23 protein-coding genes are annotated in these 25,846 nt (G+C 62.4%); 14 read left to right on the forward strand and 9 right to left on the reverse strand.

Features of this window, described 5'->3' with window-relative positions; genetic code table 11:
* Together thiE and CAF74_RS21340 are read right to left on the reverse strand one after the other, a co-directional pair.
* Positions 1–624: a thiamine phosphate synthase gene (gene thiE / locus CAF74_RS21335; RefSeq protein WP_007958698.1), complete on the reverse strand. Its 624-nt coding sequence runs from the start codon at positions 622–624 to the stop codon at positions 1–3.
* Between the two features lie 24 nt (positions 625–648).
* The gene (locus tag CAF74_RS21340; RefSeq protein WP_039771996.1) at positions 649–1,446 is read right to left on the reverse strand and encodes a hydroxymethylpyrimidine/phosphomethylpyrimidine kinase; all 798 of its coding nucleotides are present in this window, start codon (positions 1,444–1,446) and stop codon (positions 649–651) included.
* 304 nt (positions 1,447–1,750) lie between these two features.
* On the opposite strand from CAF74_RS21340, the gene CAF74_RS21345 reads away from it, so the two are divergent.
* The 4 genes from CAF74_RS21345 to CAF74_RS21360 all read left to right on the forward strand — a co-directional run bounded on the left by CAF74_RS21345 (position 1,751) and on the right by CAF74_RS21360 (position 8,244).
* Positions 1,751–4,099 (forward strand): hybrid sensor histidine kinase/response regulator, encoded by a 2,349-nt coding sequence (locus CAF74_RS21345; protein ID WP_085747659.1) that lies wholly within the window; start codon positions 1,751–1,753, stop codon positions 4,097–4,099.
* 95 nt (positions 4,100–4,194) lie between these two features.
* Positions 4,195–5,844: an acyl-CoA dehydrogenase family protein gene (locus tag CAF74_RS21350; RefSeq protein WP_085747660.1), complete on the forward strand. Its 1,650-nt coding sequence runs from the start codon at positions 4,195–4,197 to the stop codon at positions 5,842–5,844.
* Positions 5,845–6,036: 192 nt separating this feature from the next.
* Positions 6,037–7,536, forward strand: a complete 1,500-nt coding sequence (gene amn, locus CAF74_RS21355; protein ID WP_162130486.1) for an AMP nucleosidase — start codon at positions 6,037–6,039, stop codon at positions 7,534–7,536.
* Between the two features lie 72 nt (positions 7,537–7,608).
* Positions 7,609–8,244 carry a pseudouridine synthase gene (locus CAF74_RS21360; protein ID WP_085612563.1) on the forward strand — a complete coding sequence of 212 codons (636 nt, stop codon included), beginning with the start codon at positions 7,609–7,611 and terminating at the stop codon, positions 8,242–8,244.
* Here CAF74_RS21360 and CAF74_RS21365 read toward each other — a convergent pair.
* Together CAF74_RS21365 and CAF74_RS21370 are read right to left on the reverse strand one after the other, a co-directional pair.
* On the reverse strand, positions 8,239–8,448 hold the full coding sequence (locus CAF74_RS21365) for a DUF2788 domain-containing protein (RefSeq protein ID WP_003228500.1): 210 nt from the start codon (positions 8,446–8,448) through the stop codon (positions 8,239–8,241). The genes CAF74_RS21360 and CAF74_RS21365 overlap by 6 nt on opposite strands.
* Before the next feature lie 294 nt (positions 8,449–8,742).
* Positions 8,743–9,222, reverse strand: coding sequence for an Lrp/AsnC family transcriptional regulator (locus tag CAF74_RS21370; RefSeq protein WP_007909658.1), 480 nt, complete (start codon positions 9,220–9,222; stop codon positions 8,743–8,745).
* 453 nt (positions 9,223–9,675) lie between these two features.
* Between CAF74_RS21370 and CAF74_RS21375 the strand changes: the two genes are divergently transcribed.
* Positions 9,676–10,734 carry a DUF6515 family protein gene (locus CAF74_RS21375; RefSeq protein WP_085747661.1) on the forward strand — a complete coding sequence of 353 codons (1,059 nt, stop codon included), beginning with the start codon at positions 9,676–9,678 and terminating at the stop codon, positions 10,732–10,734.
* Here the strand turns inward: CAF74_RS21375 and CAF74_RS21380 are convergent.
* Both CAF74_RS21380 and CAF74_RS21385 read right to left on the reverse strand, forming a co-directional pair.
* Positions 10,728–11,624, reverse strand: coding sequence for a cation diffusion facilitator family transporter (locus CAF74_RS21380; protein WP_085747662.1), 897 nt, complete (start codon positions 11,622–11,624; stop codon positions 10,728–10,730). The two genes, CAF74_RS21375 and CAF74_RS21380, sit on opposite strands and share 7 nt — an antisense overlap.
* Before the next feature lie 15 nt (positions 11,625–11,639).
* Positions 11,640–12,059, reverse strand: coding sequence for a hypothetical protein (locus CAF74_RS21385; RefSeq protein ID WP_039771823.1), 420 nt, complete (start codon positions 12,057–12,059; stop codon positions 11,640–11,642).
* 108 nt (positions 12,060–12,167) lie between these two features.
* On the opposite strand from CAF74_RS21385, the gene hrpB reads away from it, so the two are divergent.
* Positions 12,168–14,687 carry an ATP-dependent helicase HrpB gene (gene hrpB, locus CAF74_RS21390; protein ID WP_085747663.1) on the forward strand — a complete coding sequence of 840 codons (2,520 nt, stop codon included), beginning with the start codon at positions 12,168–12,170 and terminating at the stop codon, positions 14,685–14,687.
* Positions 14,688–14,690: 3 nt separating this feature from the next.
* On the opposite strand, the gene CAF74_RS21395 is transcribed toward hrpB, so the two are convergent.
* The gene (locus CAF74_RS21395; RefSeq protein ID WP_085747763.1) at positions 14,691–15,605 is read right to left on the reverse strand and encodes a LysR substrate-binding domain-containing protein; all 915 of its coding nucleotides are present in this window, start codon (positions 15,603–15,605) and stop codon (positions 14,691–14,693) included.
* Between the two features lie 238 nt (positions 15,606–15,843).
* Here CAF74_RS21395 and CAF74_RS21400 point away from each other — a divergent pair, with 238 nt between their 5' ends.
* The 5 genes from CAF74_RS21400 to CAF74_RS21425 all read left to right on the forward strand — a co-directional run bounded on the left by CAF74_RS21400 (position 15,844) and on the right by CAF74_RS21425 (position 21,757).
* Positions 15,844–17,337, forward strand: coding sequence for an aldehyde dehydrogenase (locus tag CAF74_RS21400; protein WP_085747664.1), 1,494 nt, complete (start codon positions 15,844–15,846; stop codon positions 17,335–17,337).
* 32 nt (positions 17,338–17,369) lie between these two features.
* Entirely contained in the window at positions 17,370–18,740 is a 1,371-nt protein-coding gene (locus tag CAF74_RS21405; protein WP_085747665.1) for an aspartate aminotransferase family protein, read from the forward strand.
* A gap of 401 nt (positions 18,741–19,141) precedes the next feature.
* Positions 19,142–20,119 carry an ABC transporter substrate-binding protein gene (locus tag CAF74_RS21415; RefSeq protein ID WP_085747666.1) on the forward strand — a complete coding sequence of 326 codons (978 nt, stop codon included), beginning with the start codon at positions 19,142–19,144 and terminating at the stop codon, positions 20,117–20,119.
* Positions 20,120–20,129: 10 nt separating this feature from the next.
* Entirely contained in the window at positions 20,130–20,933 is an 804-nt protein-coding gene (locus CAF74_RS21420) for an ABC transporter permease (RefSeq protein WP_085747667.1), read from the forward strand.
* Entirely contained in the window at positions 20,921–21,757 is an 837-nt protein-coding gene (locus CAF74_RS21425; protein WP_085747668.1) for an ABC transporter ATP-binding protein, read from the forward strand. The genes CAF74_RS21420 and CAF74_RS21425 overlap by 13 nt, the downstream gene beginning before the upstream one ends.
* A 2-nt stretch (positions 21,758–21,759) precedes the next feature.
* Here the strand turns inward: CAF74_RS21425 and CAF74_RS21430 are convergent, their stop codons facing one another.
* Together CAF74_RS21430 and CAF74_RS21435 are read right to left on the reverse strand one after the other, a co-directional pair.
* Positions 21,760–22,836 (reverse strand): endonuclease/exonuclease/phosphatase family protein, encoded by a 1,077-nt coding sequence (locus tag CAF74_RS21430; protein WP_085747669.1) that lies wholly within the window; start codon positions 22,834–22,836, stop codon positions 21,760–21,762.
* A gap of 74 nt (positions 22,837–22,910) precedes the next feature.
* Positions 22,911–23,585, reverse strand: coding sequence for a YciC family protein (locus tag CAF74_RS21435; protein ID WP_218189661.1), 675 nt, complete (start codon positions 23,583–23,585; stop codon positions 22,911–22,913).
* Positions 23,586–23,763: 178 nt separating this feature from the next.
* Between CAF74_RS21435 and CAF74_RS21440 the strand changes: the two genes are divergently transcribed.
* The 3 genes from CAF74_RS21440 to CAF74_RS21450 all read left to right on the forward strand — a co-directional run bounded on the left by CAF74_RS21440 (position 23,764) and on the right by CAF74_RS21450 (position 25,792).
* Positions 23,764–24,522, forward strand: a complete 759-nt coding sequence (locus CAF74_RS21440) for a DUF2076 domain-containing protein (protein ID WP_085747670.1) — start codon at positions 23,764–23,766, stop codon at positions 24,520–24,522.
* Between the two features lie 137 nt (positions 24,523–24,659).
* Positions 24,660–25,139 carry an NYN domain-containing protein gene (locus tag CAF74_RS21445; protein ID WP_003228475.1) on the forward strand — a complete coding sequence of 160 codons (480 nt, stop codon included), beginning with the start codon at positions 24,660–24,662 and terminating at the stop codon, positions 25,137–25,139.
* A gap of 41 nt (positions 25,140–25,180) precedes the next feature.
* Positions 25,181–25,792 (forward strand): PolC-type DNA polymerase III, encoded by a 612-nt coding sequence (locus tag CAF74_RS21450; protein ID WP_085747671.1) that lies wholly within the window; start codon positions 25,181–25,183, stop codon positions 25,790–25,792.
* The last annotated feature ends 54 nt before the right edge of the window (positions 25,793–25,846 follow it).

The following is a 25,846-nucleotide window of genomic DNA, read 5'->3' on the forward strand; positions in this document are numbered from 1 at the left end:
TCAGACTTTTAGTAATTCATTGAAGGCGCGGGCGCGGCGGGTCACTTCGGCGGTGCTGTCGGCGCCGAACAGGCCATGGACCACGGCCAGCAGATCGACACCGTGGGCCACCAGTGGCGCGGCGTTGTCGAGGGTGATGCCGCCGATCGCGCAGATCGGCAGGTGCAGGGTACGTTTGGCCTCGTCGAGCAGATCGAGGCTGCAACTCGGTGCACCGGGTTTGGTACTGGAATTGAAGAAGCGACCGAAGGCGACGTAACTCGCGCCTTCTTTGGCGGCCTGTTCGGCCAGTTCAAGCTGTGCGTGGCAGGTCGAGCCGATGATCGCCTTGGAGCCGAGCAGGGCGCGGGTCGGCGACAGCGGGCCGTCGGTCTGGCCCAGGTGCACGCCGACGTTCAGGCGCGCGGCCAGTTCGGCGTCATCGTTGATGATCAGTTGCGTCTTGTAGCGTTCGCATAGATCGCGCAGGGCTTCGGCCTCACGCAGACGGCGGGCCTCGTCGCTGCTCTTGTCACGGTATTGCAGCAGGGTGACGCCGCCTTCCAGCGCCGCCTCCACGTAGGACAGAAACTTGCCGGCCAGCAACTGGCTGTCGGTGATGGCATACAGGCCACGTAGTTTCATCGCGCAGACCTCAGGCTCGAAACATCAGGAACAGAAATCCAGCGGCAGGCGACGCGGCACGAACTGGCCTTTGCCCAGCTGTTCGGCATCGCGCAGGGTGCGCCAGGTGTAATCCAGCGCAGTACGCACCGCGCTCGCAAGGTTTTCGCCCAGTGCCAGGCGACCGGCGAGGGTGCTGGCCAGGGTGCAGCCCGAACCGTGATAGCTGCCCGGCAGGCGCTGGCACTTGAAGGTTTCGCGCAGCCCATCACGGCTGTACAGGCGGTTGTGGATTTCAGTTTCGTCGCCGTGACCGCCGGTGATCAGCAGGTTCTTGATGAACGGCAGAAGTTTTTCAGCGCACTCGTCTGCGGTGCCTTCTGGCAGTTCGGCGAGGATCCGGGCTTCGGGAAGGTTGGGGGTGGCGATGATCGACAGCGGCAGCAGGCGTTCGCGCATGGCGTAGCCGACTTCGTCCTTGCCCAGGCGTCCGCCGCCGCCGGCACGCAGCACCGGATCGCAGACCACTGGCAAGTGCGGGTGCGCCTGAAGCAGTTCGACGACGGTGTCGACCATTTCCAGAGAACCGAGCATGCCCAGTTTCACTGCCGCGACTTCGGAGTCGTTGAGCACGGCATTGGCCTGGGCCAGTACCCACTCACGGTCGAGGACGCGAAAGTCAGTGACGTTGACCGTGTCTTGCACGGTCAGGGCGGTGACGGCCGGAGCCGCATGGCAACCCTGAGCGAGCAGGGCTTCGATATCTGCCTGCAAGCCGGCGCCACCACTGGGGTCGTGGCCGGAGAGACAGAGGACAACGGGGCGTGAGCTGTAGATATTCATGGTGCGCGAGCTTACCACCAAACCTGTTTTGCGGGTGTTGTGGCGCAGCGCGCGGCCGATAACCCGGGTAGCGAGATCCACAGCGCTTGTCACAATCTGACCGAGCCAACAGCTCTAGCCCGGTGTTTTGCTCTGGAACGCCCGTTCTAGAGCCTTCCTTGGAAAAATTTCCATGGTGCTCAATGGCCATCAACGGCTATGCTAGAGTGGATCCAAACCAATAACAGGTAATACCGGTTTTACGTCATCTCAAAGGGAATGGGGGGCTTCCTGACACAACCGGCCAAGCCACGCTGGGGCTTCAATGCGCTATTTGTTGATGTTGCTGTTCTGCTTGCCCCTCCTGGCAAGCGCCGTCGAGTTCGACGAGTTCACCCAGAGCCTCCCGCTGGGTCGATCCCTGCAAGTGTTCGAAGACCCGAGCGGTCTGGCGAGCATTGCTGACGTCCGCGCGCAAGCCGCCGCTGGAAACTTCAAACCCCATGACAAAGCCACGCTCAATGCCGGTTATTCGCGCTCGGCGTTCTGGCTGAAGATCGACCTGCATTACCGCCCGACCAATCCGTCGGCGCAGCGCAGCTGGTTGCTGGAGCTGGCGTATCCGCCGCTCGATCATCTCGACCTGTATCTGCCCGATGCCGCCGGTGACTACCGTCTGGTGCGGCAGACCGGCGACGCTTTGCCGTTCGCCAGTCGCGAGATCCGCCAGAACAATTACCTGTTCGATCTGGCGTTCAAGCCGGATCAGCAACGAACCGTTTATCTGCGGTTGTCCAGCGAAGGCTCGATCCAGGCGCCGGTGACGTTGTGGTCGAGCACCGCGTACCTCGAAGACCAACCGGTGCGCCTCTACGTGCTGGGGATCATTTATGGCGTGCTGCTGGGGATGCTGGTCTACAACCTGTTCATCTACCTCAGCGTGCGCGACACCAGTTACCTCTATTACATCTTCTATATCGCCTCGTTCGGCCTTTATCAGCTGTCGGTCAATGGCGCGGCGGTCGAGTATTTCTGGCCGGACAACCCGTGGTGGGCCAACGCCGCCACGCCGTTCTTCATCGGTTGCGCGGGGCTCTTCGGCAGCCAGTTCGCCCGCAGTTTCCTGCAGACGAAGAACCACAGCCGTTGGCTCGATCGTCTGTTGATCGCCCTGATTGTTTTTGGCGCCGTGGTGATCGGTCTGTCGTTGATGACCAGTTATGGCCTGGCCCTGCGTCTGGCGACGACCCTGGCACTGACCTTCACCGTGGTGATCTTCGCCGCCGGGATCCTCGCTTGGTGGCGCGGCCTGCGGGTGGCGCGCTATTTCATCATTGCCTGGTCGGCGTTCCTGATCGGCGGCATCGTCAACACCATGATGGTGCTGGGCCTGCTGCCGAATGTGTTCCTGACCATGTACGCCAGCCAGATCGGCTCGGCCATCGAAGTGGCGCTGCTGTCGCTGGCCCTGGCCGACCGCATCAACGCGATGCGCGAACAACAGGCGCAGACCCTGTTCGACGCCGGCCAGAAACTTGAAGTGCTGAACCAGCAACTGGCCCACAGCAACAAGCTCAAGGACGAATTCCTCGCGACCCTGACCCACGAACTGCGCACGCCCATGAACGGGGTGATCGGTTCGCTCGAGTTGATGCAGACCGTCGAACTCGATCCGGAACTGGAGCAATACCAGCAGACTGCCGCCGGTTCGGCGCGGGACATGATGCGCATGGTCAACGGCATCCTGACCCTGACCGAATTGCAGGCCGGCAAGCTCAAGGCGACGCCGGGCAGTTTCAGCCTGCGCGGGGTGGTCGAGGCGTTGCGGATGCAGTTCGATGGCAATGCTTCGAGCAAGTCGCTGGACTTCAAGGTCGACGTGCTGCCGACCCTGCCGGATCGCCTGCATGGCGACAGCGCCAAACTCGCGCAATGCCTGGAGTGCCTGCTGGACAATGCGATCAAGTTCACCCGCGTCGGCGGTCTGGCATTGCGGGTGACGGGCAAACCGTCGACGGACAATCGGCTGGCGCTGTCCTTTGCGGTGATCGACACCGGCATCGGTTTTACCGATCTGGGCGAGGCGACGATGTATCAGCGCTTCTTCCAGCTCGACGGTTCGATGACCCGCGAATACGGCGGGCTGGGCGTCGGTCTGGCGATCTGCCGTCAATTGGTGGAGTTGCTCGGTGGCAAGCTCACACACCGCTCCGAACCGGGGAGTGGCAGCCGCTTTCAACTGGATGTCGAGTTTGAGTTGCCGGAAGTGGAAACCGTGCCCGCGTTCAGCCGCGACACCGTGCGTGCGCCGCAGGATTGCACCGTGCTGCTGGTGGACGACAACAGCGTCAACCAACTGGTGATGCGCGGCATGTTGCTCAAGCTCGGTTTCCGCGTGCGCACCGCCGACCACGGCGCGGCGGCGCTCGACTGTTTGCAGCGCGAGCGCTTCGATGCCGTGCTGATCGACTGCCAGTTGCCGCCGCTCGATGGGGCATCGCTGTGTTGCCAGATTCGTGACCTGCCGGGATGCGCCCATCTGCCGGTGTTCATGATCGCGCTGGGGGCGGATCGCGAGCATTGCGCGTCGGGTGGCTCGATCGATTATCTGAGCAAACCGGTGAAATTCGAGGATCTGCAGGTTGCGATGCAGCGGCGGGTGTTGAGTTGCTGATAGGGTGAAAGCGCCGGTATTTAGGCCGATATGACACTTTGATCGGTTCGGGGGCGGTGCTTAACTGAAGCTCTGGCCGATCAAGGAGCCCCGTCATGAACCTGCATCAGTTCGCCGAAACTCACGAAGTCACCAACCAGCCACCGTCGCTGGACGGCACCAATCTATACCGCATCGACCTGCCGTTGCAGGAGTGGTCGCGGCGGTTCGGTGCCGGCTGGGCCGAGTCGCGGATCGACGCCTACGGCGCGCTGGCCGGCGGGCCGCTGATGGAGGCCGGGTTCCTCGCCAACCAGAACAAACCGGTGTTCGCCAGTCATGACCGCTATGGACATCGCATCGACCTGGTGGAGTTTCATCCGGCGTATCACGAGCTGATGCGCATCGCCATTGAACATGGCTTGACGTCGTTGCCCTGGGCTCATCCACAGGACGGCGCCCATGTCGCCCGCGCTTCCATGTCCTATCTGCACAGTCAGGCCGAAGCCGGCAGTGGTTGCCCGCTGACCATGACCTTCGCCAGTGTCCCCGCGATGCGTTTGCAGCCGAATCTGGCTGAGCAATGGCTGCCGAAAATCCTCGCCACCGAATACGACCCGCGCAATGTCGGCATGGCCCACAAGGCGGGCGTCACCATTGGCATGGCGATGACCGAGAAACAGGGCGGCACCGACGTGCGTGCCAACACCACCAAAGCTTATCCGGTCGGCGCCAGCGGCCCGGGCCAGGCCTATGAACTGGTGGGGCACAAGTGGTTCTGTTCGGCGCCGATGTGCGATGCGTTCCTGACGCTGGCGCAAACCGACAAGGGCTTGAGCTGCTTCCTGCTGCCGCGCCATCGCCCGGACGACACGCGCAATCAGTTCTACATCCAGCGCCTGAAAAACAAGCTCGGCAACCAGTCCAACGCTTCCAGCGAAGTGGAATTCCGAGGCGCGCTGGCATGGATGGTCGGCGAAGAAGGGCGCGGCGTGCCGACCATCATCGAGATGGTGGCGATGACCCGTTTCGATTGCATGGTCGGCTCCAGCTCGCTGATGCGTCAGGCGCTGACTCAGGCCAGCCATCACTGCGCCCATCGCAAGGTCGGCGGCAAACTGCTCAGTGAACAGCCACTGATGCAGAACGTGCTGGCCGATCTGGCGCTGGAAAGCGAAGCCGCGCTGGCGCTGAGCCTTCGCATGGGCAAGGCGCTGGATCATCTGGACGATCGCCATGAAGCGCAGTTCGCCCGATTGGTGACGGCGGTGGGTAAATACTGGATCTGCAAACGTGCGCCGGGGATGATCAACGAAGCCGCCGAGTGCATGGGCGGTGCTGGCTATGTCGAGGAGAGCATCCTGCCGCGGCTTTACCGGGAAGCGCCGGTGAACTCGACGTGGGAAGGCTCCGGCAACGTGCAATGCCTCGACGTGCTGCGGGCGTTGTCGAAAGAGCCGGGCGTACTCGATGTGTTGTTCAGCGAGTTGGGCGACGGTCATGGCGACAAGCGACTGGCTGCGCACATTCAGCAATTGCAGGCACAGTTCAAGGACAACAGCGACATTCAGTACCGCGCTCGGCAACTGACTGAAGACATTGCTCTGGGACTGCAAGCGAAGTTGCTGCTGGAGGCCGGGAATTCGGCGGTCAGCGATGCGTTCATCGCCAGTCGTCTGAACGGAGGCGGGCGGGCCTACGGCGCGTTGCCGCGCGGACTGGATGTCGAAGCCATCGTCGCCCGCTCTACGCCGCAAGGTTTCTGACCCAAGTCGCCCAAACACAACAAAACCCTGTGGGAGCTGGCTTGCCAGCGATGACGGCCTGTCAGTCAACATCGATGTTGAATGTGATGGCCTCATCGCGGGCAAGCTCGCTCCCACAGGGATCTTCATTGTTTGAATGATTAGGGTGAACCCACAACGCCACTGTTTCCGTGACGCCACGATGCAGGCAAGATGAAGCTCTGCAAGTCAGAACACAGGAAGCTGATCGTGACCGAAGCGTTTATTGTCGTTCAAACCGCCGAACAGGCCGTGGATCGTCTCGCCGAGCTGCATGAGCGGGCCACCACGGCGCTGAACTCGGCGCTCAAGCGTTATCTCAAGGATCGCGTCGAGCCCGACGCCGAGCAACGTGCCCTGTTCCGTTATCCCGAACTGCGTCTGACCTACCACTGCCAGGGCGAAGTCCCGCAGACCACCCGCGCCTACGCCAAGGTGCAGTTGCCGGGCACCTACAGCGTGACCGTCACCCACCCGGCGGCGTTTCGCAAATACCTGCTGGAACAGCTCACGCCGCTGATGCACGACTTCACCGTGACCGTCGAAGTCGGGGTCAGCGAGCAGAACATTCCATATCCGTACGTGGTCGAGCAGGGCGATGAACTGGCCGGCTCTGGCGTCACTGCCGCCGTGCTGGCACGGGTGTTCCCGAGTACCGACCTGTCCGCCGCCACCGATGGCATCGCCGACGGTCTCTACGACTGGGAAAACACCGATCCGCTGCCGCTGGCGCTGTTTGACGCCGCGCGCGTCGACTTCTCGCTGCGTCGTCTGGTGCACTACACCGGCAGCGACTGGCGCCATGTGCAGCCGTGGATTCTGCTGACCAACTACCACCGTTATGTCGACCAGTTCATCGTCCATGGCCTGGAACAACTGCGCCGCGACCCGCGTTTCGTACGCATGGTCTTGCCGGGCAACGTGATCATCGAAAAGGGCATGGATCACGGCGAAGCCTCGGCGATTGCGGCCGGTGTGGTCTGGCACCGCTACCAGATGCCGGCCTATCACCTGATCGCCAGCGATGGCCACGGCGTGACCTTGGTCAATATCGGCGTCGGCCCGTCCAACGCCAAGAACATCACCGACCACCTGGCTGTGCTGCGTCCGCATTGCTGGCTGATGATCGGTCACTGCGGCGGCCTGCGTCAGTCGCAGACCATCGGCGACTACGTGCTGGCCCACGCTTACATGCGTCGCGACGGTATTCTCGACCGGGTGGTGCCGCCGAACATTCCGATTCCGGCGCTGGCCGAAGTGCAACTGGCGCTGCAACAAGCGGCAGCCAATATCACCGGCGAAAAAGGCGAAGAGCTGAAAAAACGTCTGCGTACCGGCACCGTGCTGACCTACGACGACCGCAACTGGGAATTGCGCTGGGCTCAGGAACGACCGCTGATCAACCTGTCCCGCGCCGTGGCCGTGGACATGGAAAGCGGCACCATCGCCGCCCAGGGTTATCGCCTGCGGGTGCCGTACGGCACGTTGCTGTGTGTATCGGACAAGCCGCTGCACAGCGAAATCAAGCTGCCGGGTTCGGCCAACGCGTTCTACGAGCGTGCGGTCAGCCAGCACTTGAAGATCGGCATTGAAGCGGTGGATCTGCTGCGCACCGAACTCAATTCGCTGCACTCGCGCAAACTGCGCAGCTTCGACGAGCCGCCGTTCCGCTAACGGTTTGTCGTGGTCATTTGGCGGTCGGGGCACTAGCATTGTCAGCCCTGATCGCTAAATGTCTGCTCTCTTATGTCCCGTCCTCAACGTCCACCTTCCCGCCGCCCCGGCGCGAAGCCAGCTTCTTCAGCCCCGCGCCGTGTTGCCAAGGCACCGCCCGCTGAGCCGAAGCTGATCCTGTTCAACAAACCGTTCGATGTGCTGACGCAATTCAGCGACGGCGAAGGGCGGGCGACGCTCAAGGATTACATCGACATTCCGGGCATCTACCCGGCCGGACGGCTGGATCGTGACAGCGAAGGTTTGCTGCTGCTGACCAACGACGGCCAGTTGCAGGCGCGGATCGCCGACCCCAAGCACAAGCTGGCGAAAACCTATTGGGTGCAGGTCGAAGGCGTGCCGACGGCCGAGCAGTTGCAGCGTCTGCGCGACGGCGTCGAATTGAATGACGGCATGACCTTGCCCGCGCAAGCGCGGCAACTGGATGAGCCCGAGCTGTGGCCGCGCAATCCGCCAGTGCGCTTTCGCGCAACCATTCCGACAACCTGGCTGGAACTGGTGATTCGCGAAGGGCGCAACCGCCAGGTGCGGCGGATGACGGCGGCGGTCGGGCTGCCGACGTTGCGGCTGGTGCGGGTCAGGATTGGTGACTGGACGATCGAAGGGCTCGACCAGGGCCAGTGGAAAGAAGTGCCGGCGCGCTTATAAAGCGCCGGATTCAATCAGGCCGATCACCACGCTCTTGATGATGAATGCGGCCACGCCCAGGCCCAGCACGAAAAACAGAATGAACGAGCCAAAGCGCCCGGCCTTGGACTTCTTCGCCAGATCCCAGACGATGAAACCCATGAAAATGATCAGGATGCTGACCAGACCGGTCATCATCCACTCTTCAAATACTGCTGGATCCATCGGGTTCTCCGGCACGCACGGGGCTAAAAGGGCGCGGCGAGTATACGCCAAGGGGGGCGGGGTGGCATTGATCTGGGTCTGATCCGACGACTGGCCCTCACCCTAACCCTCTCCCGGGGGGAGAGGGGACTGACCGAGGTGTCTGGCGTCATACATCGACCTGAAATTTCCAGTCGATTATGGATTCACAGCAGGGCGTTCAGGTCGGCGTACTTCTCGAGCAACCCACCGTCGGCCCCCTCTCCCTGCGGGAGAGGGCTGGGCGGGCGGCGTTCCGATGAGGGCAGCTCTTGATCAGCTACGCAGATGAGTCAGCGGCAATTCAGTGCTGTTGAGCACCTGATTCAGCACAAAGCTCGAGCGCACGCTGGTCACGCCTTCGATCCGGGTCAGGTGCCCCAGCAGCAGCTTCTGATAGTGATCCATGTCCGGCACCACCACTTTCAGCTGATAATCGGCATCGACACCGGTGACCAGGCTGCATTCCAGCACTTGCGGCAACGTGCGGATCGCCGCTTCGAAGTTCTCGAAACGCTCCGGCGTGTGCCGGTCCATGCCGATCAGTACGTAGGCGGTCAGGCTCAGGCCGAGCATCTTGCGATCGAGCAGGGCGACCTGGCGGGAAATGTAGCCGTCGTCCTCCAGTTGCTTGACCCGGCGCGAGCACGGGGAGGGCGACAGACCGATGCGCTCGGCCAGTTCCTGGTTGGAGATGCGGGCGTCGCGCTGCAATTCCGCCAAAATACTGAGGTCGTAACGGTCGAGTTTGCTCATCAAACGGTCCTTTGTCTTAACTATTGCGGCGGATTATCTATCCAGGGTTAAAAATTGCGCAAGTGATGTTTATTTGAGCAATCTTCGCAATCATCTGTCGCGGCGCCGGGCCTATTCTTATCACCAGAATCACTGCTCGGTAACACAGTCCACGCGGCCCGCCCAATCCGGCCTGCCGCGGCCGCCACCCCCACCGGGGTTGTGCCGGCCCCCGAGCTGCACACTGTCCAGAAGACGGCGTGAGGTGAGCCGACGTCAAAAGCGTCGAGCCAGGACGAAGTTCTCTAGAAGGGAGGCCGACGGGTCTCCCTTTTTTCTGCCCGCGATTTGACTCTTCTCGCTCAATAAATAAATGACGTGACTGATAACCTGTAGCAGAACCCGGTGTACTCATCCCCGGTCTTAGCTACACGCCCTCTTAATTTCAGGCTCTAGTCCGCAGTGAGGAATTTCATGAAGTCGCGCATCTGGCGTCTGGCCAGTGTTGGTTTGCTGTGTGTGAGTGTCGGTGCGCAAGCGCTGGCGGATGAACCGCAGAATCGCGGCCCCGACGGCGGCGGACGCGGGCCGGAGCATCAGGGCAACAATCAGGGCCATGGCGGCGGCAATCAGCAGCACGGCCAAGATAATCCGCAGCGGCAGAACAACGACATCATTCGTGGCGACAACAGCCGCCAGTTCGAGCACAACGGCCAGCAGAATCACGGCCAACCGAACAACGGCCAGTGGCAGAACCAGAACCAGCCACGTCCGGCCTATAACCCCAACCCGGTGCGCCAGCCGCCACCGCCGCCGCAACTGCCGGCCAATGACCTGCCGATCCAGCCGCGCCCCGACACCGTGCGCCAGACCCAGGAACCGCGTCAGGGTTACTACCGCGACGAGCGTCCGCAGAATGGTTATCACCAGAACTGGCAGACCGGCAACCGCCCCAACGACAATCGCTGGCCGGGTCGCCCCGACGGGCATGGCAACGGCTGGGGCCCTGGCCCGCAATACCGGCCGGGTCATGTGATCGACCGTTTCCCGGATCGGGATTACCGCGTGCCGTATCGCGGCCAGGACTATTTCTACTCCGGCGGCTACTGGTATCGCCCGCAAGGCCCGCGCTATATCGTGGTTCAGCCGCCGCGCGGGATTCGCATCCAGTACCTGCCGGATTACGCTCGTGAAGTGTGGATCGGCGGTTCGCTGCTGTTCCTCGCCGCCGGCTCGTACTACGCCTATCAGGAGGCGACCCAGGATTACGTGGTAGTCGAGCCGCCGTCGCCGCAGCCACCGCAGCCACCGCAGCCGACCGGCAATGGTTATGACGTGGAAGCGTATCCGGCCAACGGTCAGTCACCGGAGCAGGTTCAGCGCGACGGCTATGAGTGCTATCAGTACGCGGTGCAGCAGAGCGGCTTCAATCCGCGCACCGCGACTTATCAACCGGCGCCCGAAGTGGTGCAGGCCTACCGTCAGGCCCAGGGCAATTGCCTGAGCAGTCGCGGTTATCAGGTCAACTACTGAGCCCGAGCGGCTTTGACCACTTCCTGCGGGTCGGCGTGCACCAGCACTTCGGCCCGTGGGTAGGCTTTGTGAATGGCATCCGCCGCCTGATCGCTGATGCCATGGGCGACTGACAGCGTCAGCTCCCCCGGCAATTCCAGGTGCAACTGCACGAACCAGTGATTGCCGGAAATCCGTGTGCGCAGATCGTGTGCGCCCAATACTCCCGGCACGCCGCACGCCAGTTCGAGCATGTGCTGACTGACATCCGTCGGCAGCTCTTCATCCATCAGCACCGAAAAACTTTCCCGGGCGATCTGGATCGCGCTCCACAGAATGTATGCCGCAATTCCCAGACCGAACCACGCATCCAGCTGATCGAAGCCCAATCCGGCCAACACCAGCGCAATCAGAATGCTGCCGTTGAGTAACAGGTCCGAACGGTAATGCAGTGAATCCGCCCGCACGGCGTTGGAGCCGGTCTGCCTGATGACCCGATGCTGCAGCATCAACAGCGCGACAGTCAGCAGCAGGGAAAACACGATCACACCAATGCTCAGCCACGGCGCGCCGAGTGGCTCGGGATTTTTCAGGCGCTCATAAGCCTGAAACGCGATCAGCACCGCACTGCCGCCAATGAACAGCGCCTGCGCCATGCCCGCCAGGGACTCGGCCTTGCCGTGGCCATAACGGTGATCATCATCCGCCGGGCGCAGCGCGTAATGCACCGCCAGCAGATTGAGCAACGAAGTGACGCCATCGAGGGCCGAGTCGGTGAGGCCGGCGAGCATGCTCACCGAACCGCTCAGCCACCAGGCGATGGCTTTGGCGATGATCAGCGTACAGGCCACCGCCACCGAGGCGCGGGTCGCCAGCCGCAGCAGGCGGGCGTGTTCGGTGCTTGTGGTCATGGGTGCGTCTATTCCTTAAGCGGCAGGTTGCAGGCCGAACATCGCCAGTTGCTGGGTGCTGCCCTTGTGCTGGATCAGGCGCGGGTCGTCCAGCGGCAGATTGCGGCCCAGCTCCGTTTCGAGAATAGCCTGCAACTTCAAGTTATCGACCTGACCGTCCGGGCCGATGGCTTGCTTGAGCTTGGCCGGATCGACCTGCGCCGTATGGCCCGGTTCGAAGTAGATCGCGCCGGTGGCGAAGTCCACTGCAAACGCGATCACGCCGGGAAGGATATAGAACAACAGGCCCACGGCATCGAGCACGGCAATCGCCGGGTCGATCTTGCCGTCGATCTGGCCGCGCCGGTCTGGGTAGAAAATCGAACCGCACGCGGTGATCTGAGTGAGCAGGGTGGCAACCAGTACACCGCCGATCAGGCGAAAAGGTAAGCGCATGGGAATCTCCTGAGTCATCTGTTAACGAAGCGTCATCGTGTGAAGTTAAGACCCTGACGAACGCCTGGCAGTTCGCCGTTATACTCGGCCCTCTGTTTTGGAGCCAGTATGAATTCGTTGCCGATCGATGACGTTTTACCTGCCCTGCGTGAAGCCCTCGCGACACGCCACGAAGCCGTGCTCGAAGCACCGCCCGGCGCCGGTAAAACCACCCGCGTGCCCTTGGCCCTGCTCAATGAAGCGTGGCTGAACGGGCAGACCATCCTCATGCTCGAACCTCGTCGACTGGCGGCGCGTGCAGCGGCGGAGCGGCTGGCCAGCGAGCTGGGCGAGAAGGTCGGTGAAACCGTCGGTTACTGCATCCGCCTCGACAGCAAGGTCGGCCCCAATACGCGCATCGAAGTGGTTACCGAAGGCATTCTCACCCGGCGTCTGCAGGACGACCCGGCGCTGGAAGGCGTGGGCCTGCTGATCTTCGACGAATTTCACGAACGCAGCCTCGACGCCGATCTGGCGCTGGCCCTCAGTCTGAACGGTCGCGAGCTGTTTCGAGCTGAACAACCGCTGAAGATTCTGCTGATGTCCGCCACCCTTGAAGGCGAACGTCTGGCCGGGTTGCTCGACGACGCGCCGATCCTGCGCAGCGAAGGCCGGATGTTCCCGGTGACGATGCGCTGGGGCCGGCCGTTCCAGCCCGGCGAATACATCGATCAACGCGTCACGCAAACGGTGCTCGAAGCGCTGCACGATGAAACCGGCAGCCTGTTGGTGTTTCTGCCGGGGCAGGCGGAAATCCGGCGTGTTCATCAACAACTGGCGGACGCCATCGGTGAGCGCAGCGACGTGTTGCTCTGCCCGTTGCACGGCGAACTCGACCTGAATGCCCAGCGTGCCGCCATCGACCCGGCGCCGGCAGGCCAGCGCAAAGTGGTGCTGGCCACCAACATCGCCGAGACCAGCCTGACCATCAACGGCGTGCGCGTGGTGATCGACGCCGGGCTGGCGCGAGTGCCGCGTTTCGATCCGGGCAGCGGCATGACCCGCCTCGACACTCAGCGTATCTCCAAAGCCAGTGCCACCCAGCGCGCGGGTCGGGCCGGGCGTCTGGAGCCGGGCGTGTGTTATCGGCTGTGGTCGCAGGATCAGCATGAACAGCTGGCGGCTTATGGCAGCGCGGAAATTCTGTCGGCGGATCTGGCTGGGCTGGCTTTGCAACTCGGTCGCTGGGGCGTGGCGCCGAGTGATCTGATCTGGCTGGACGTGCCGCCGGCCGCCGCTTATGCACAGGCTCAGGATTTGTTGCAGCGCCTCGGTGCGCTGGACGGTGAAAGCCTGAATCGCCATGGACAGGCCATGGCCGAATTGCCGGCGCACCCGCGCGTCGCTCATTTGCTGTTGCGCGGTCAGGCACTGGGGCTGGCGAACATGGCGTGCGACGTCGCTGCATTGCTCGGCGAACGGGATATTTTGCGCGGTGCGAGGGCTGATCTGCACAGTCGTCTGGTGCTGCTGTCCGGTGAAGAACGCGCGGCGCGCGGTGCCCAGGGCGGCGTGCAGCGCGCCCGGCAACTGGCGCGGCAATATCGCGGCTATCTGCGCGGCAAGGCCAGCGAACCAGTTGCCGATCCGGATCACCCGCGCTGGCTCGGCGCCTTGCTGGCGCTGGCCTACCCGGACCGCGTCGCTCAGCAGCGGCGTGCCGGTGGTGCCGAATATCGTCTGGCCAACGGCCGCGCGGCGCTGTTCGCCGAAGCCGACAGCCTGATGAAGGAACCGTGGATCGTCATCGCCGACCTTGGCAGCCGTCAGGGCCAGCGTGAGGAACGGATTTATCTGGCGGCAGATTTCGATCCGGCGCTGTTCGATTCGGTGCTGGCCGAACAAGTGCACAACGTCGATCAACTGGACTGGGACGAGCGCGAAGGCGTGTTGCGCGCAGAGCGCCAACGCAAGGTTGGCGAACTGATCCTCAGCCGCGAACCACTGACCGGTCTCGACGAAAACGCCCGAAGTCAGGCACTGGTCAATCTGGTGCGGCGCAAGGGGCTGGAGCTGCTGCCGTGGACCCCGGAACTGCGCCAGTGGCAGGCGCGAGTCGCGTTGCTGCGTCAGCTCGACCTGGACGCCAAAGGCGAAAGCCAATGGCCGGATGTCAGCGACGCCACGCTGCTGAAAACCCTTGAAGACTGGCTGATGCCGTACTTGGGCAAGGTCTCGCGCCTCAGTCATTTCGCCAACCTCGACCTGTCGAGCATCGTGCGCAATCTGCTGCCATGGCCACTGCCGCAACAGCTCGACGAACAGGCACCCCATCACCTGAGCGTGCCGTCGGGCTCGTCGATTCGACTCGACTACAGCGAGCAACCGCCGATTCTCGCCGTGCGCTTGCAGGAGCTGTTCGGCCTCGCCGACACACCGCGCATCGCCGGCGGCCGGCAGGTGGTCAAGCTGCACCTGCTGTCGCCCGCACGGCGTCCGGTGCAGGTGACGCAGGATCTGGCCAACTTCTGGCGCAGCACCTATGCCGAAGTGAAGAAGGATCTGAAGGGGCGGTATCCGAAGCACTATTGGCCGGATGATCCGCTGGTGGCTGAAGCCACCGCCCGGGCCAAGCCGCGCGGTACGTGAGGGTCAGCGGCTGGCCTTGGCGGTCAGCTGCTCCCGGCAATAATCGGCAAACAACTGCGCCGGTTTGGTCAGTTGTCCGCGTTTGAGCCACGCGGCCACGAGGCCTGAGCCGGTGACGTCTTCGACGATGTCCACGCACACGACTTTCTTGCCGTCGTAGGTGCATTCCGAGTGCGGGCGGGTCACCAGGATCGAGAAGCCGAAACCCTGGCCGACCATGCCGCGCACCATTTCGATCGACGGCGAGCTGAAATCGATGCGTGGCGACAGCCCGAGTTCTTCGAACAGGCTGACGAAGTAGGTGCGGCTCGGTTGCACGTCGAGCAGGATCATCGGTTCCAGGCACAAGTCCCGCAGCGAAACCTGCTTGAGCTGGGCGAAGCGGTGATCTGCCGGGAGCAGGGCGTAAGGCCGTTGGGCCGGCATCAGGGGTTCGGTTTCGATGGTGGCGTCGAGGTCGTGTTTGTAGAGGATTGCCAGGTCGAAGGTGCCCGAGGTCAGGCCTTGCACCAGTTCCTGTTGTTCGCCGTCGCGGATGCGGATCTTCACCCCCGGATACAGCGCCGAGAAGCCGGCAATCAGTTGCGGCAGGTACAGCGGCGCCACCGTTTCAAAACAGCCGATATCGATCTGCCCGGCCACCACGTCGTTGTCGGCGAGGGCGTTCTGTTCGAACTCCTTGGCCATGCGCAGCAGTTCCTGGGCCTTGCGGAAGAACCGCGCGCCACTCGGTGTCAGGGACACGCCCTGAGCGTGATGGCGGATCAGCAGTTGCACGCCGAAGCTGTCTTCCAGCCCCTTGATCGCCGTGGAAATCGCTGGTTGCGCGATGTACAGCTTGCGCGACGCTTCGGCGACGCTGCCGCATTCGACGGTGGTGATGAAGTATTTCAACTGACGCAGGTTGTAAGCGGCCACGGTGAACCTCAAAGCGAACGGATTCCACATCCAAGCAATTTGTAAGCCGCCGGCCTCCGTTCTGTCGGCGGTTTTTTGTCTCTGAACAATAGCCCCATACGCGCGCGAAGGGGCCATCGGCTGGTTACCTTTTTTATTGTCTGCGAAGACATTTTTACTGGTTTTAGCTCGCACAAGCCTGAGCGACTATCGACTGCGCAGTGTTCGCAAAAGAATAAAAGTCCAAGGAGCAACCACCGTGTTCGAGCTTGCAGACTGGCAGCGCAAGGCCGCTGAATTGAGCTATCCGAGCCATGCCGTGATCAACGGCAAACTGCGTGCGGCGCAGTCGGGGCAGACCTTTGCCGCGATCAACCCGGCCACCGGCCAGCTGCTGGCAAACGTCGCCGCGTGTGGTGAAGAGGATGTCGACGCGGCGGTGCAGAATGCGCGACAGGTGTTCGAGGCCGGCACCTGGGCCGGGCGTTCACCGACCGAGCGCAAGCAAGTGCTGCTGCGGCTGGCGGATCTGATTCTGGCCCATCGCGAAGAGCTGGCGCTGCTCGATTCGCTGAACATGGGCAAGCCGGTGACGGACGCTTACAACATCGACGTCCCGGGCGCCGCCGGGGTGTTTCGCTGGTACGCCGAAAGCCTCGACAAACTCTACGATCAGGTCGCGCCGAGCGCCTCGAATGTACTGGCGACCATCACCCGCGAAGCGCTGGGCGTGGTCGCCGCCGTGGTGCCGTGGAATTTCCCGCTGGACATGGCCGCGTGGAAACTCGCACCGGCGCTGGCGGCGGGCAACTCGGTGATCCTCAAACCCGCCGAGCAATCACCGTTCTCCGCATTGCGTCTGGCCGAGCTGGCGCTGGAAGCCGGGCTGCCGGCCGGTGTGCTGAACGTGCTGCCGGGGCTTGGAGAGCAGGCCGGCAAAGCTTTGGGCCTGCACCCGGATGTCGATTGTCTGGTGTTCACCGGCTCGACCCAGGTCGGCAAATATTTCATGCAGTACTCCGCACAGTCGAACCTCAAGCAGGTATGGCTGGAGTGCGGCGGCAAGAGCGCCAACCTGGTGTTCGCCGACTGCAAGGATCTGGATCTGGCGGCGCAGAAAGCCGCGTTCGGGATCTTCTTCAATCAGGGCGAGGTCTGCTCGGCCAACTCGCGGTTACTGGTGGAACGCTCGATTCATGACCAGTTCGTTGAACGGCTGAAGGCTCAGGCCGAACGCTGGCAGCCGGGCGATCCGCTGGACCCGGCGAGTGCGGCCGGGGCAATCGTCGATACTCGTCAGACCGAAAGCATTCTGCGCTTCATCAACCAGGCCGAGCGCGAAGGCGCGACCCGCGTCTGCGGCGGGCGGCAGCTGAGTTTCAACGGCTCGGACAACTTCATTCAGCCCACGATTTTCACCGGCGTGCAGCCGCACATGACCCTGTTTCGCGAAGAAGTGTTCGGCCCGGTGCTGGCGGTGATTCCGTTCGATGACGAGGCCCACGCCTTGCGACTGGCCAACGACAGCGTCTACGGTCTGGCGGCGTCGCTGTGGACCGATGATCTGCACCGCGCGCACCGGGTGGCGCGGCAATTGCGAGCCGGTACGGTGTCGGTCAACAGCGTCGATGCGCTGGACGTGACCGTGCCGTTCGGCGGCGGCAAACAATCCGGGTTCGGCCGCGATCTGTCGCTGCACTCGTTCGACAAATACACCCAGTTGAAAACCACCTGGTTTCAACTGCGCTCATGACAGCCGCTCACAACAAAAAAGGAGATCCGGCGATGACCACCTCACGTGAAACCCGCGACTACCAGGCCGCCGATGCAGCGCACCACATTCATGCGTTCGTCGACCAGAAGGCCCTCAACGACGAAGGCCCACGGGTGATGGTGCGCGGTGACCGCCTGCATCTGTGGGACAACGATGGTCGGCGTTACCTCGACGGCATGTCCGGGCTGTGGTGCACCAACCTCGGCTACGGGCGCAAGGATCTGAACGCCGCGGCGAGCCGGCAACTGGAGCAGTTGCCGTACTACAACATGTTTTTCCACACCACCCACCCGCAGGTGATCGAGCTCTCCGAGCTGCTGTTCAGCCTGCTGCCGGGGCACTACAGCCACGCGATCTACACCAACTCCGGCTCCGAGGCCAACGAGGTGCTGATCCGTACCGTGCGCCGTTACTGGCAGGTGCTGGGCAAGCCCGAGAAGAAAATCATGATCGGCCGCTGGAACGGTTATCACGGTTCGACCTTGGCCGCGACGGCCCTCGGCGGCATGAAGTTCATGCACGAAATGGGCGGGATGATTCCCGACATCGCACACATCGACGAGCCGTACTTCTTCGCCCACGAAGGCAACCTGACACCGGCTGAATTCGGCCAGCGAGCGGCGCAGCAACTGGAAGCGAAGATCCTCGAACTGGGCGCCGACAAGGTTGCAGGCTTCATCGCCGAACCGTTCCAGGGTGCGGGCGGGATGATCTTCCCGCCGGAAAGCTACTGGCCGGAAATCCAGCGTATCTGCCGCAAGTACGACGTGCTGTTGTGTGCCGATGAAGTGATCGGCGGCTTCGGTCGCACCGGTGAATGGTTCGCCCACGAATACTTCGGTTTCGAGCCGGACACCCTGTCCATCGCCAAGGGCCTGACCTCTGGTTACATCCCGATGGGCGGCCTGATCCTGTCGAAGAAAATGGCCGACGTGCTGGTGGAGCAGGGCGGTGTGTTCGCCCACGGCCTGACCTATTCCGGGCACCCGGTAGCGGCGGCGGTGGCGATTGCCAACCTCAAGGCCTTGCGCGATGAAGGCGTGGTGACGCGGGTCAAGGATGACATCGGCCCGTACCTGCAACAGTGCCTGCGCGAGGTGTTCGGCAATCACCCGTTGGTGGGCGATATCCAGGGCACGGGCATGGTCGCGGCGTTGCAACTGGCCGAAGACAAGGCCACGCGCAAGCGCTTCGCCAATGAGAACGACATCGCCTGGCGCTGCCGCACGATCGGTTTTGAAGAGGGGGTGATCATTCGCTCGACCCTGGGGCGGATGATCATGGCGCCGGCGCTGATTGCCAGTCGTGAAGAGATTGACGAGCTGGTGGGCAAGACGTTGAAAGCGCTGGATCGTACGGCGCAGGAATACGGCCGGCTCTAACTCCCCCGATCGCTCGTTCCGTGTCCTGATCGTTCCCACGCTCTGCGTGGGAATGCCTCAAGGGACGCTCCGCGTTCCAGCTCTCGAATGGGACGCAGAGCGTCCCGGGCTGCATTCCCACGCAGAGCGTGGGAACGATCTCCGCCAGACTTTTTCCCAATCTGCACCCACCTCGGGCACCCCCGCCCGACGCGCCCTTTCGCGGTGCGCACTACCCAGTTTTTTCATCGTTCGCGTCTAACTATTTCCTCGTTTTCCTGACGCCAAGCCTGGGTCAACATCGATTTCGCCAGCCAAGGCATTGCCCGCCAGAGTCCAGCAGAGACCGCAGCGTGCAATCGCGACACCACGGCTGGCCGTACTGCCCATGACAACTAAATCAACAGCGTTGGGAGTGCTCCATGAACAAGTCCTTGTTTACCCGTCTTGCATGTCCTCTGGCGATTTCCGCCCTTTGCGTCACCGCCGCCCAGGCCGGCACCTTGTCGATTGGCCACACCACGTGGGTCGGTTACGGCACCCTGTATCTGGCTCAGGATCTGGGCTACTTCAAGGAAAACGGCCTGACCGTCGAATTGCCGGTGGTCGAAGAAGCGTCGATGTACATGGCCGCCCAGGCGTCCGGGCAATTGTCCGGCTCGGCCTCGACCATCGACGAAGTGCTCAAGTACCGCCCGCAATTCTGCTTCAAAGCCGTGGCCGCGCTGGATGACAGCCATGGCGGCGACGGCGTGCTGGTCGGCAAGAACGTCAAGAGCCTGCAAGAACTCAAAGGCCAGGCCGTGGCCGTCAACGAAGGGTCGACCTCGCAGTTCTGGCTCTCGTACCTGCTGAAAAAGAACGGCATGAGCATGAGCGACATTACCGTGCAGAACATGACCGCCGACGATGCCGCTACCGCGTTCATTGCCGGTCGCGTGCCTGCCGCCGTGACCTGGGAGCCGCATCTGTCGATGGTGCGCGACAAGCAGCAGGGCAAGGTGCTGATCGACAGCAGCAGTACGCCTGGCGTGATCGTCGATGTGGTGGCGCTCAATTGCTCGGTGATCGAGAAGCAGCCGGAAGACGTCAAGGCGCTGGTCGCCGGCCTCTACAAAGCCGTGCAGTTCACCAAGGACCATCCACAGAAAGCCTACGAAATCATGGCCAAGGGCGTCGGCGGTTACCTGTCCGATCCGAAGGAACTGGCCGCCGCCGCGCAGGGCGTGCGCTTCTACGATCAGGCCATGAGCGAAAAACTCCTTGGCTCGCCGGGCAAGCCGGGTGACAGCGCGCCGCTGATCAAACTGGCCAACGAAACCGCCAGCGAATTGCAGGGCAAGCCCTACAACGTCAGCAATGACGATCTGGTGGATAACCGTTTCGTCAGCCCGCTCTAGGAGACTGGTCATGTTCAAGCGCAATTCATGGCTGAGCCGCTGCATCACGCCGAAGACCGGATTGCCGGTGCCGGTGGTGTGGAGCGCCAGCGGTCTGGCCTGGATGTTGCTGGTCGGCCTGTGGGCCGGGTTGTCCTATGGCGGAATCGTGCCGGGGATGTTCCTGCCGACGCCCGGCGCGGTGGTCGAAGCCGCCGTGCGCCTGAGCCGTGACGGCACCTTGGGCCAGCATGTCTGGGCCAGTGTAGAAGTGGTGATGGTCGGTTTCATCGTGTCGTCGCTGGTGGCGGTGCCGCTGGGTTTGCTGATGGGCAGCTTTCGCATCGTCCAGGCGTTCCTCGAACCGCTGGTCAACTTCATCCGCTATCTGCCGGTGACCTCGTTCGTGCCGCTGTTCATCCTGTGGATCGGTATCGGTCTGGAGCAACGGGTGTCGGTGATCATTTTCGGCGTGTTCTTCCAGCAACTGGTGATGATCGCCGACGTGTCCAAAGGCATCTCCAAGGATTTGATCAACGCCTCCTACACCCTCGGCTCCAACCGGCGTGACGCGGTGCTGCACGTGATCGCCCCGGCGTCGTTGCCCGGTGTGCTCGACACCTTGCGGGTGACCATGGGCTGGGCCTGGACGTATCTGGTGGTCGCCGAACTGGTCGCCGCATCGAGCGGCCTCGGTTACTTGAGCCTCAAGGCCATGCGCGGCTTTCAGGTCGACGTGATTTTTCTCGCCATCGCGATCATCGGCCTGCTCGGCCTGGTCACCGATCAACTGTTCCGCTTCTTGCGTTTGAGGATTGCCGCATGGGCTCAGTAACCGCTGCCAACCGTCGTTTCATCGAGCCGGTCGCCGCACCGGCCCACGCCGCGCCAAGGTTGCAGGTGGACAAGGTCAGCCTGCGCTACAGCAAACCCGGCGGCGGTACGTTTACCGCGCTGGAAGAAGTGTCGTTCGAGGTGCCGGACCAGCAGTTCGCGGTACTGGTCGGGCCGTCCGGTTGCGGCAAGTCGAGCCTGCTGTACCTTACCGCCGGGCTGGCCGAGCCGACCTCCGGCGATATCTACGTTGGCGGTCAGCAAGTGCAGGGCCCCGGCGCGGATCGCGGGATGGTGTTTCAGAGCTACACGCTGTTCCCGTGGCTGACCGTGCGGCAGAACGTCGAGTTCGGCCTCAAGCGCCGGGGCATGCCGGCGGCGCGGCGCAAGGAAATCGTCGATCACTATGTGCATGAAGTCGGCTTGTCCGGGTTTGCCGACAACTACGCCAAGCAGTTGTCCGGCGGCATGATGCAACGGGTGGCGATTGCCCGGGCGCTGGCCAACGATCCGCAGATCCTGCTGATGGACGAACCCTTCGGTGCCCTGGACAGCCAGACCCGCCTGCAAATGCAGCAGCTGTTATTGCGGGTGTGGGGCAACAGCAAGAAGACCGTGTTGTTCGTCACCCACGACATCGACGAAGCGATCCTGCTCGGCGATCGGGTGTATGTGATGGGCGCCAGGCCGGGGCGGATCAAGCAGATTCTCGATGTGCCGATCGAACGCCCGCGCACGCTGGACATGGTGATGGAACGCTCGTTCATCGACATGAAGCGGCAGATCTTCGGGCTGTTGCACGACGATCTCGAAGAGGCTCATTGAGGTCAGTTGGGTGGCAGGAGGAACTTCGCAATCACCGGTAAATGATCGGAGATGCGCAAGGTGTCGTCCTGCCGCACCGTGGCTTCGACCCGTTTGATCTTCGGGCTGTAGAACAGGTAATCGACCGTGCGGTCCGGGCCGTTGAGGCCGGGGTCGTTGGGGTAGTGGGTCAGCCACTTGGCGCGGTCGATGCCGCTGGCTTCGTTGTTGGTCGGGATCATCGGGTATTTGTCCCACAGCACATGCAGCGCACTGTCGGCGGAGTAGGGCGTGCGCTGCTCGGTGGGCAGGCGCCGGTACTGGCCGAGCGGCAACAGGTTGAAGTCGCCGCCGATCAGCCACGGCGTGCCGTGGCTTTCGTGTTTGTCGAGGACCTTGGCCACCGCTGTCACCTGCGCTTGCAAGGTGTCGTCCGGTTGGGTGGCGCGATCCAGATGGGTGTTGAACACCACCAGTTGCCCGCCATCGCTGAGCGGCAAAGTGGTGGCGAGCAGCGCATCTTTCGGCTGGAACTGACGGCTGATGAGGTTCGCTGGCTGCACCGGTAATTGCAGGCGCTCGGCGTGTTCGATGCGGTAGCGGCTGAGGGTGGCGAGCTGCCGGCCGACGCTGCCGAAGATGTGCGGATCCGGGACGAAATCGGCCTTCCAGTCGAAGGCGTGGGCGCTGCACGGGTAGAGGTCGGTCAGACGCTCCTGCAACAGCTTGAGCTGGTTCTGGTAGTCGCTGGCCTTGGCGCCGTCATCCAGTTCCTGCAACAGCACCACGTCGGGCTGTTCGTCGCGGATCACTCGCGCGACTTCATCGAGGCTGAAGGCCATGTCTTCCGGAGTCGGGGCTTCGTCGTCGCCTTGCGCCAGGTCATTCCAGAACACGTAGCGCTTGCCGGCCAGGTATTGCACGTTCCAGGTCATGACCTTCAGAGCCTGACCGGGGACCAGCATCGGCGGTTGCCCGGTGCAACTGACCGGCAGGGTTTCCCGGGCGTCGGGGCGCCAGGTCAGGCTGTAGATCAGCGTGCCGATCAGGGCGAGGACGAACAGTGCGGGCAACAGGATGTAGCGCAGTAGACGGGTCATGGCTCGGCTTATAGCGATACGGAAGTGGTCCCGAGCATACCCGAGACCCATCCATCAGCCCAAGCTCGGTGCAGTCAGACTATTCCGTCACGTTTGTCGGGCAATTCGCTAATCAGCATGAACAGGCGGAACAGCACCACGCTAGTGAACAGTTGCAGGAAGCTGTGGCCACTGTCGATCAGCACCGCAATCAAAGGATTCTGCGGATCGGGATAGACCTGCAAAGTCAGGCCCTTGAGCAGCCACAGCGGCCCCATCACACACAGAATGCACACCAGAATCCGCAGAAAATGCCCACGACTCAGGCGCAGGCTTTCCTTCATCGCCTGCAGCGGACCGTAACCGCGCAGCACCAGCAGGTATTCGCCGAAGGCCAGAGTGACCATCAGCCACAGCCCCGGCAGGAAATACAGGGACAGCCCGAGCAGGATCAACAGCGTGTTCAGTGCAGTCAGCAGAGCGAAGCGCGGCCACAGACGAGCGGCCATCGCCAGCAGATCGCGGGTTTGCGGGGATTCGCCGCGGGTGCGGGCATCGAGGAAAAGAATCAGCGCGGCGGTGTACAGCGGATACACCAGCAGGCCGACGATCACGCTGATGGCCGAGTAGCCGTCCGGATCGCTGGCATGGTCGACCACCTGTTGCAGCACGGCTTCGACAATCACCAGCGGCAGGCACAACTGGACGATCCGGCCCAGATTGCGTTTGAAGAAATACAGGGAGTCGCGCAGCACATCGAAGGCATTCATCAGTCGGTATCGCAGGTCAAAAACAGTGGCCCACTTTAACCGATGATCCGTTTCGCTGCGCAAACGTAAACGTTCGGTAAAGGTCATTGAAACATTCTGTTGCTGCCTCCATTACAGAGGTGCATCTTCTCCGACGTGGAGGAGGGCAACGTTATCCCCGGCAATCTACGAGGTCGCCATGAACAGCGAAGAACAAACCCTGATCGATGGACTGTTTTCCCGGCTGCAACAGGCCGAAACGGAGGCAGCCCCGCGCGACGCCCAGGCCGAGGCGCGGATCAAGGAACACCTGACGCGCCAGCCGGCCGCAGGTTATTTCATGACCCAGGCGATTCTGGTGCAGGAGGCTGCCCTCAAGAGCCTCGACGAACAGAACAAACAACTGACTCAACAGGTCAAGCAGTTGCAGGCCGAGCTGCAATCGGCCAAGGCCCAGAGCGCGCCACCGGCCTCCAGCGGCGGTGGCTTCCTGTCGAGCATCTTCGGTGGCAGCAGCTCGCGCCCGGCGCCGACCCAGAGCGCCCCGGCCTCCACCGGCGGCTGGCGTGAGCCGGCACCGCAGCAGAACTTCGGTGCCCCGGCGCCGCAACAGAACTTCGGCGCGCCACCACCGGGTTATGGCCAGCAACAAGCGGCCCCGGCGGCCGGCAGCAGCTTCCTCGGCGGTGCCCTGAAAACCGCCGCCGGTGTGGCGGGTGGCGTGATGCTGGCACAAGGCATCAGCAGCCTGTTCCATCACAACCAGCAGCCGGAAGAAATCGTCGAAGTCATCAAGGAAGAACCGGCCCAGGTCAACGATCAGAGCAACAGCGGCTGGGGCGATGACCAGCGCATGGCCAACAACGACTCCTACGGTAATGATCAGGGCGGCTTTGCCGACACCGACTACAGCGATGACAACTCATCGTTCTTCGATGACGACGATTCCTTCGTCTGATTCACCATTCGTCCGGGGCGCCTGATCGCCCCGGGCCGATTATTCGCGGAACCTTCCTTCGGGCTGGCATACTGAGTGCCTTTTTCGGGCCTGGTGCCTGATCCGGCTCATGCGCGTCAGCGCTCACAGGAACTCCGGTGAAAAAAATCGCAGTGTTCGCCGATGTGCAGAACCTCTACTACACCGTGCGTCAGGCCTATGGTTGCCACTTCAACTACGCGGCATTGTGGGCGGACATCAGCAAGGACGGGCAGATCGTCGAGGCCTACGCCTATGCGATCGACCGGGGCGACAGCAAACAGCAGCAGTTCCAGCAGATCCTGCGCAACCTCGGTTTCACCGTGAAACTCAAACCCTACATCCAGCGCAGCGACGGCTCGGCCAAGGGCGACTGGGACGTGGGCATCACCCTCGACATCATGGACGCCGCCGACCACGTCGACGAGATCGTCCTGGCCTCCGGTGATGGCGACTTCGACATGCTGCTCGAACGCATCATCAACAAACACGGCGTGCAAGCGGTGGCCTACGGCGTTCCCGGCCTGACCGCCAACTCGCTGATCCGCGCCGCCAGTCGTTACGTGCCGATCGAAGGCGCACTGCTGTTGAAAAATTGAGCGCAAGCTCAAGACTTGATTTGGACGGAGTACAACCCGGTTTGGAACGCATTGCAGTCATCGACTTTGAAACCACCGGCATCTCGCCGAGCAGCAGCTGCCGGGCCACGGAAATCGCCGTGGTCATGCTGGAAAACGGCCGCATCGTCGAGCGTTACCAGAGCCTGATGAACGCCGGCGTCCGCGTCCCGGCCTTCATCGAACAACTCACCGGCATCAGCAACGCCATGTTGCGCACAGCGCCGTCGGCCGAGCGGGTGATGAGCGAAGTCAACGAATTCGTCGGCTGCACACCCCTGCTGGCGCACAACGCCGCGTTCGACCAGAAGTTCTGGGACTTCGAACTGGGCCGGATCAAACGCACCCGTTTGCAGAACTTTGCCTGCTCGCTGTTGCTGGCGCGCCGCCTGATGCCGGCGGCGCCGAACCACAAGCTCGGTACGCTCACCACCTTCGCCCAATTGCCGCACACCGGCCAGGCGCACAGGGCGATGGCGGATGCGGAGATGGCGGCGAATTTGCTGGCGCATCTGGCGGATGAACTGCGGCACAAGCATGGGGTGCGGGAGCTATCGCACGACTTGCTGTGCAAATTGCAGAAAGTCCCGGCCGCTAAAGTTGGGGAGCATCTTCAGCGGTATCGTGGGCTATAAACTGTAAGCGTAAAATCTAGCTTTAAACAGAAGGTTTTTTCGTTGTAATTTATA

The sequence above is a fragment of the Pseudomonas sp. R45(2017) genome (genome assembly GCF_002112305.1).
Lineage (GTDB): Bacteria > Pseudomonadota > Gammaproteobacteria > Pseudomonadales > Pseudomonadaceae > Aquipseudomonas > Aquipseudomonas paraglycinae.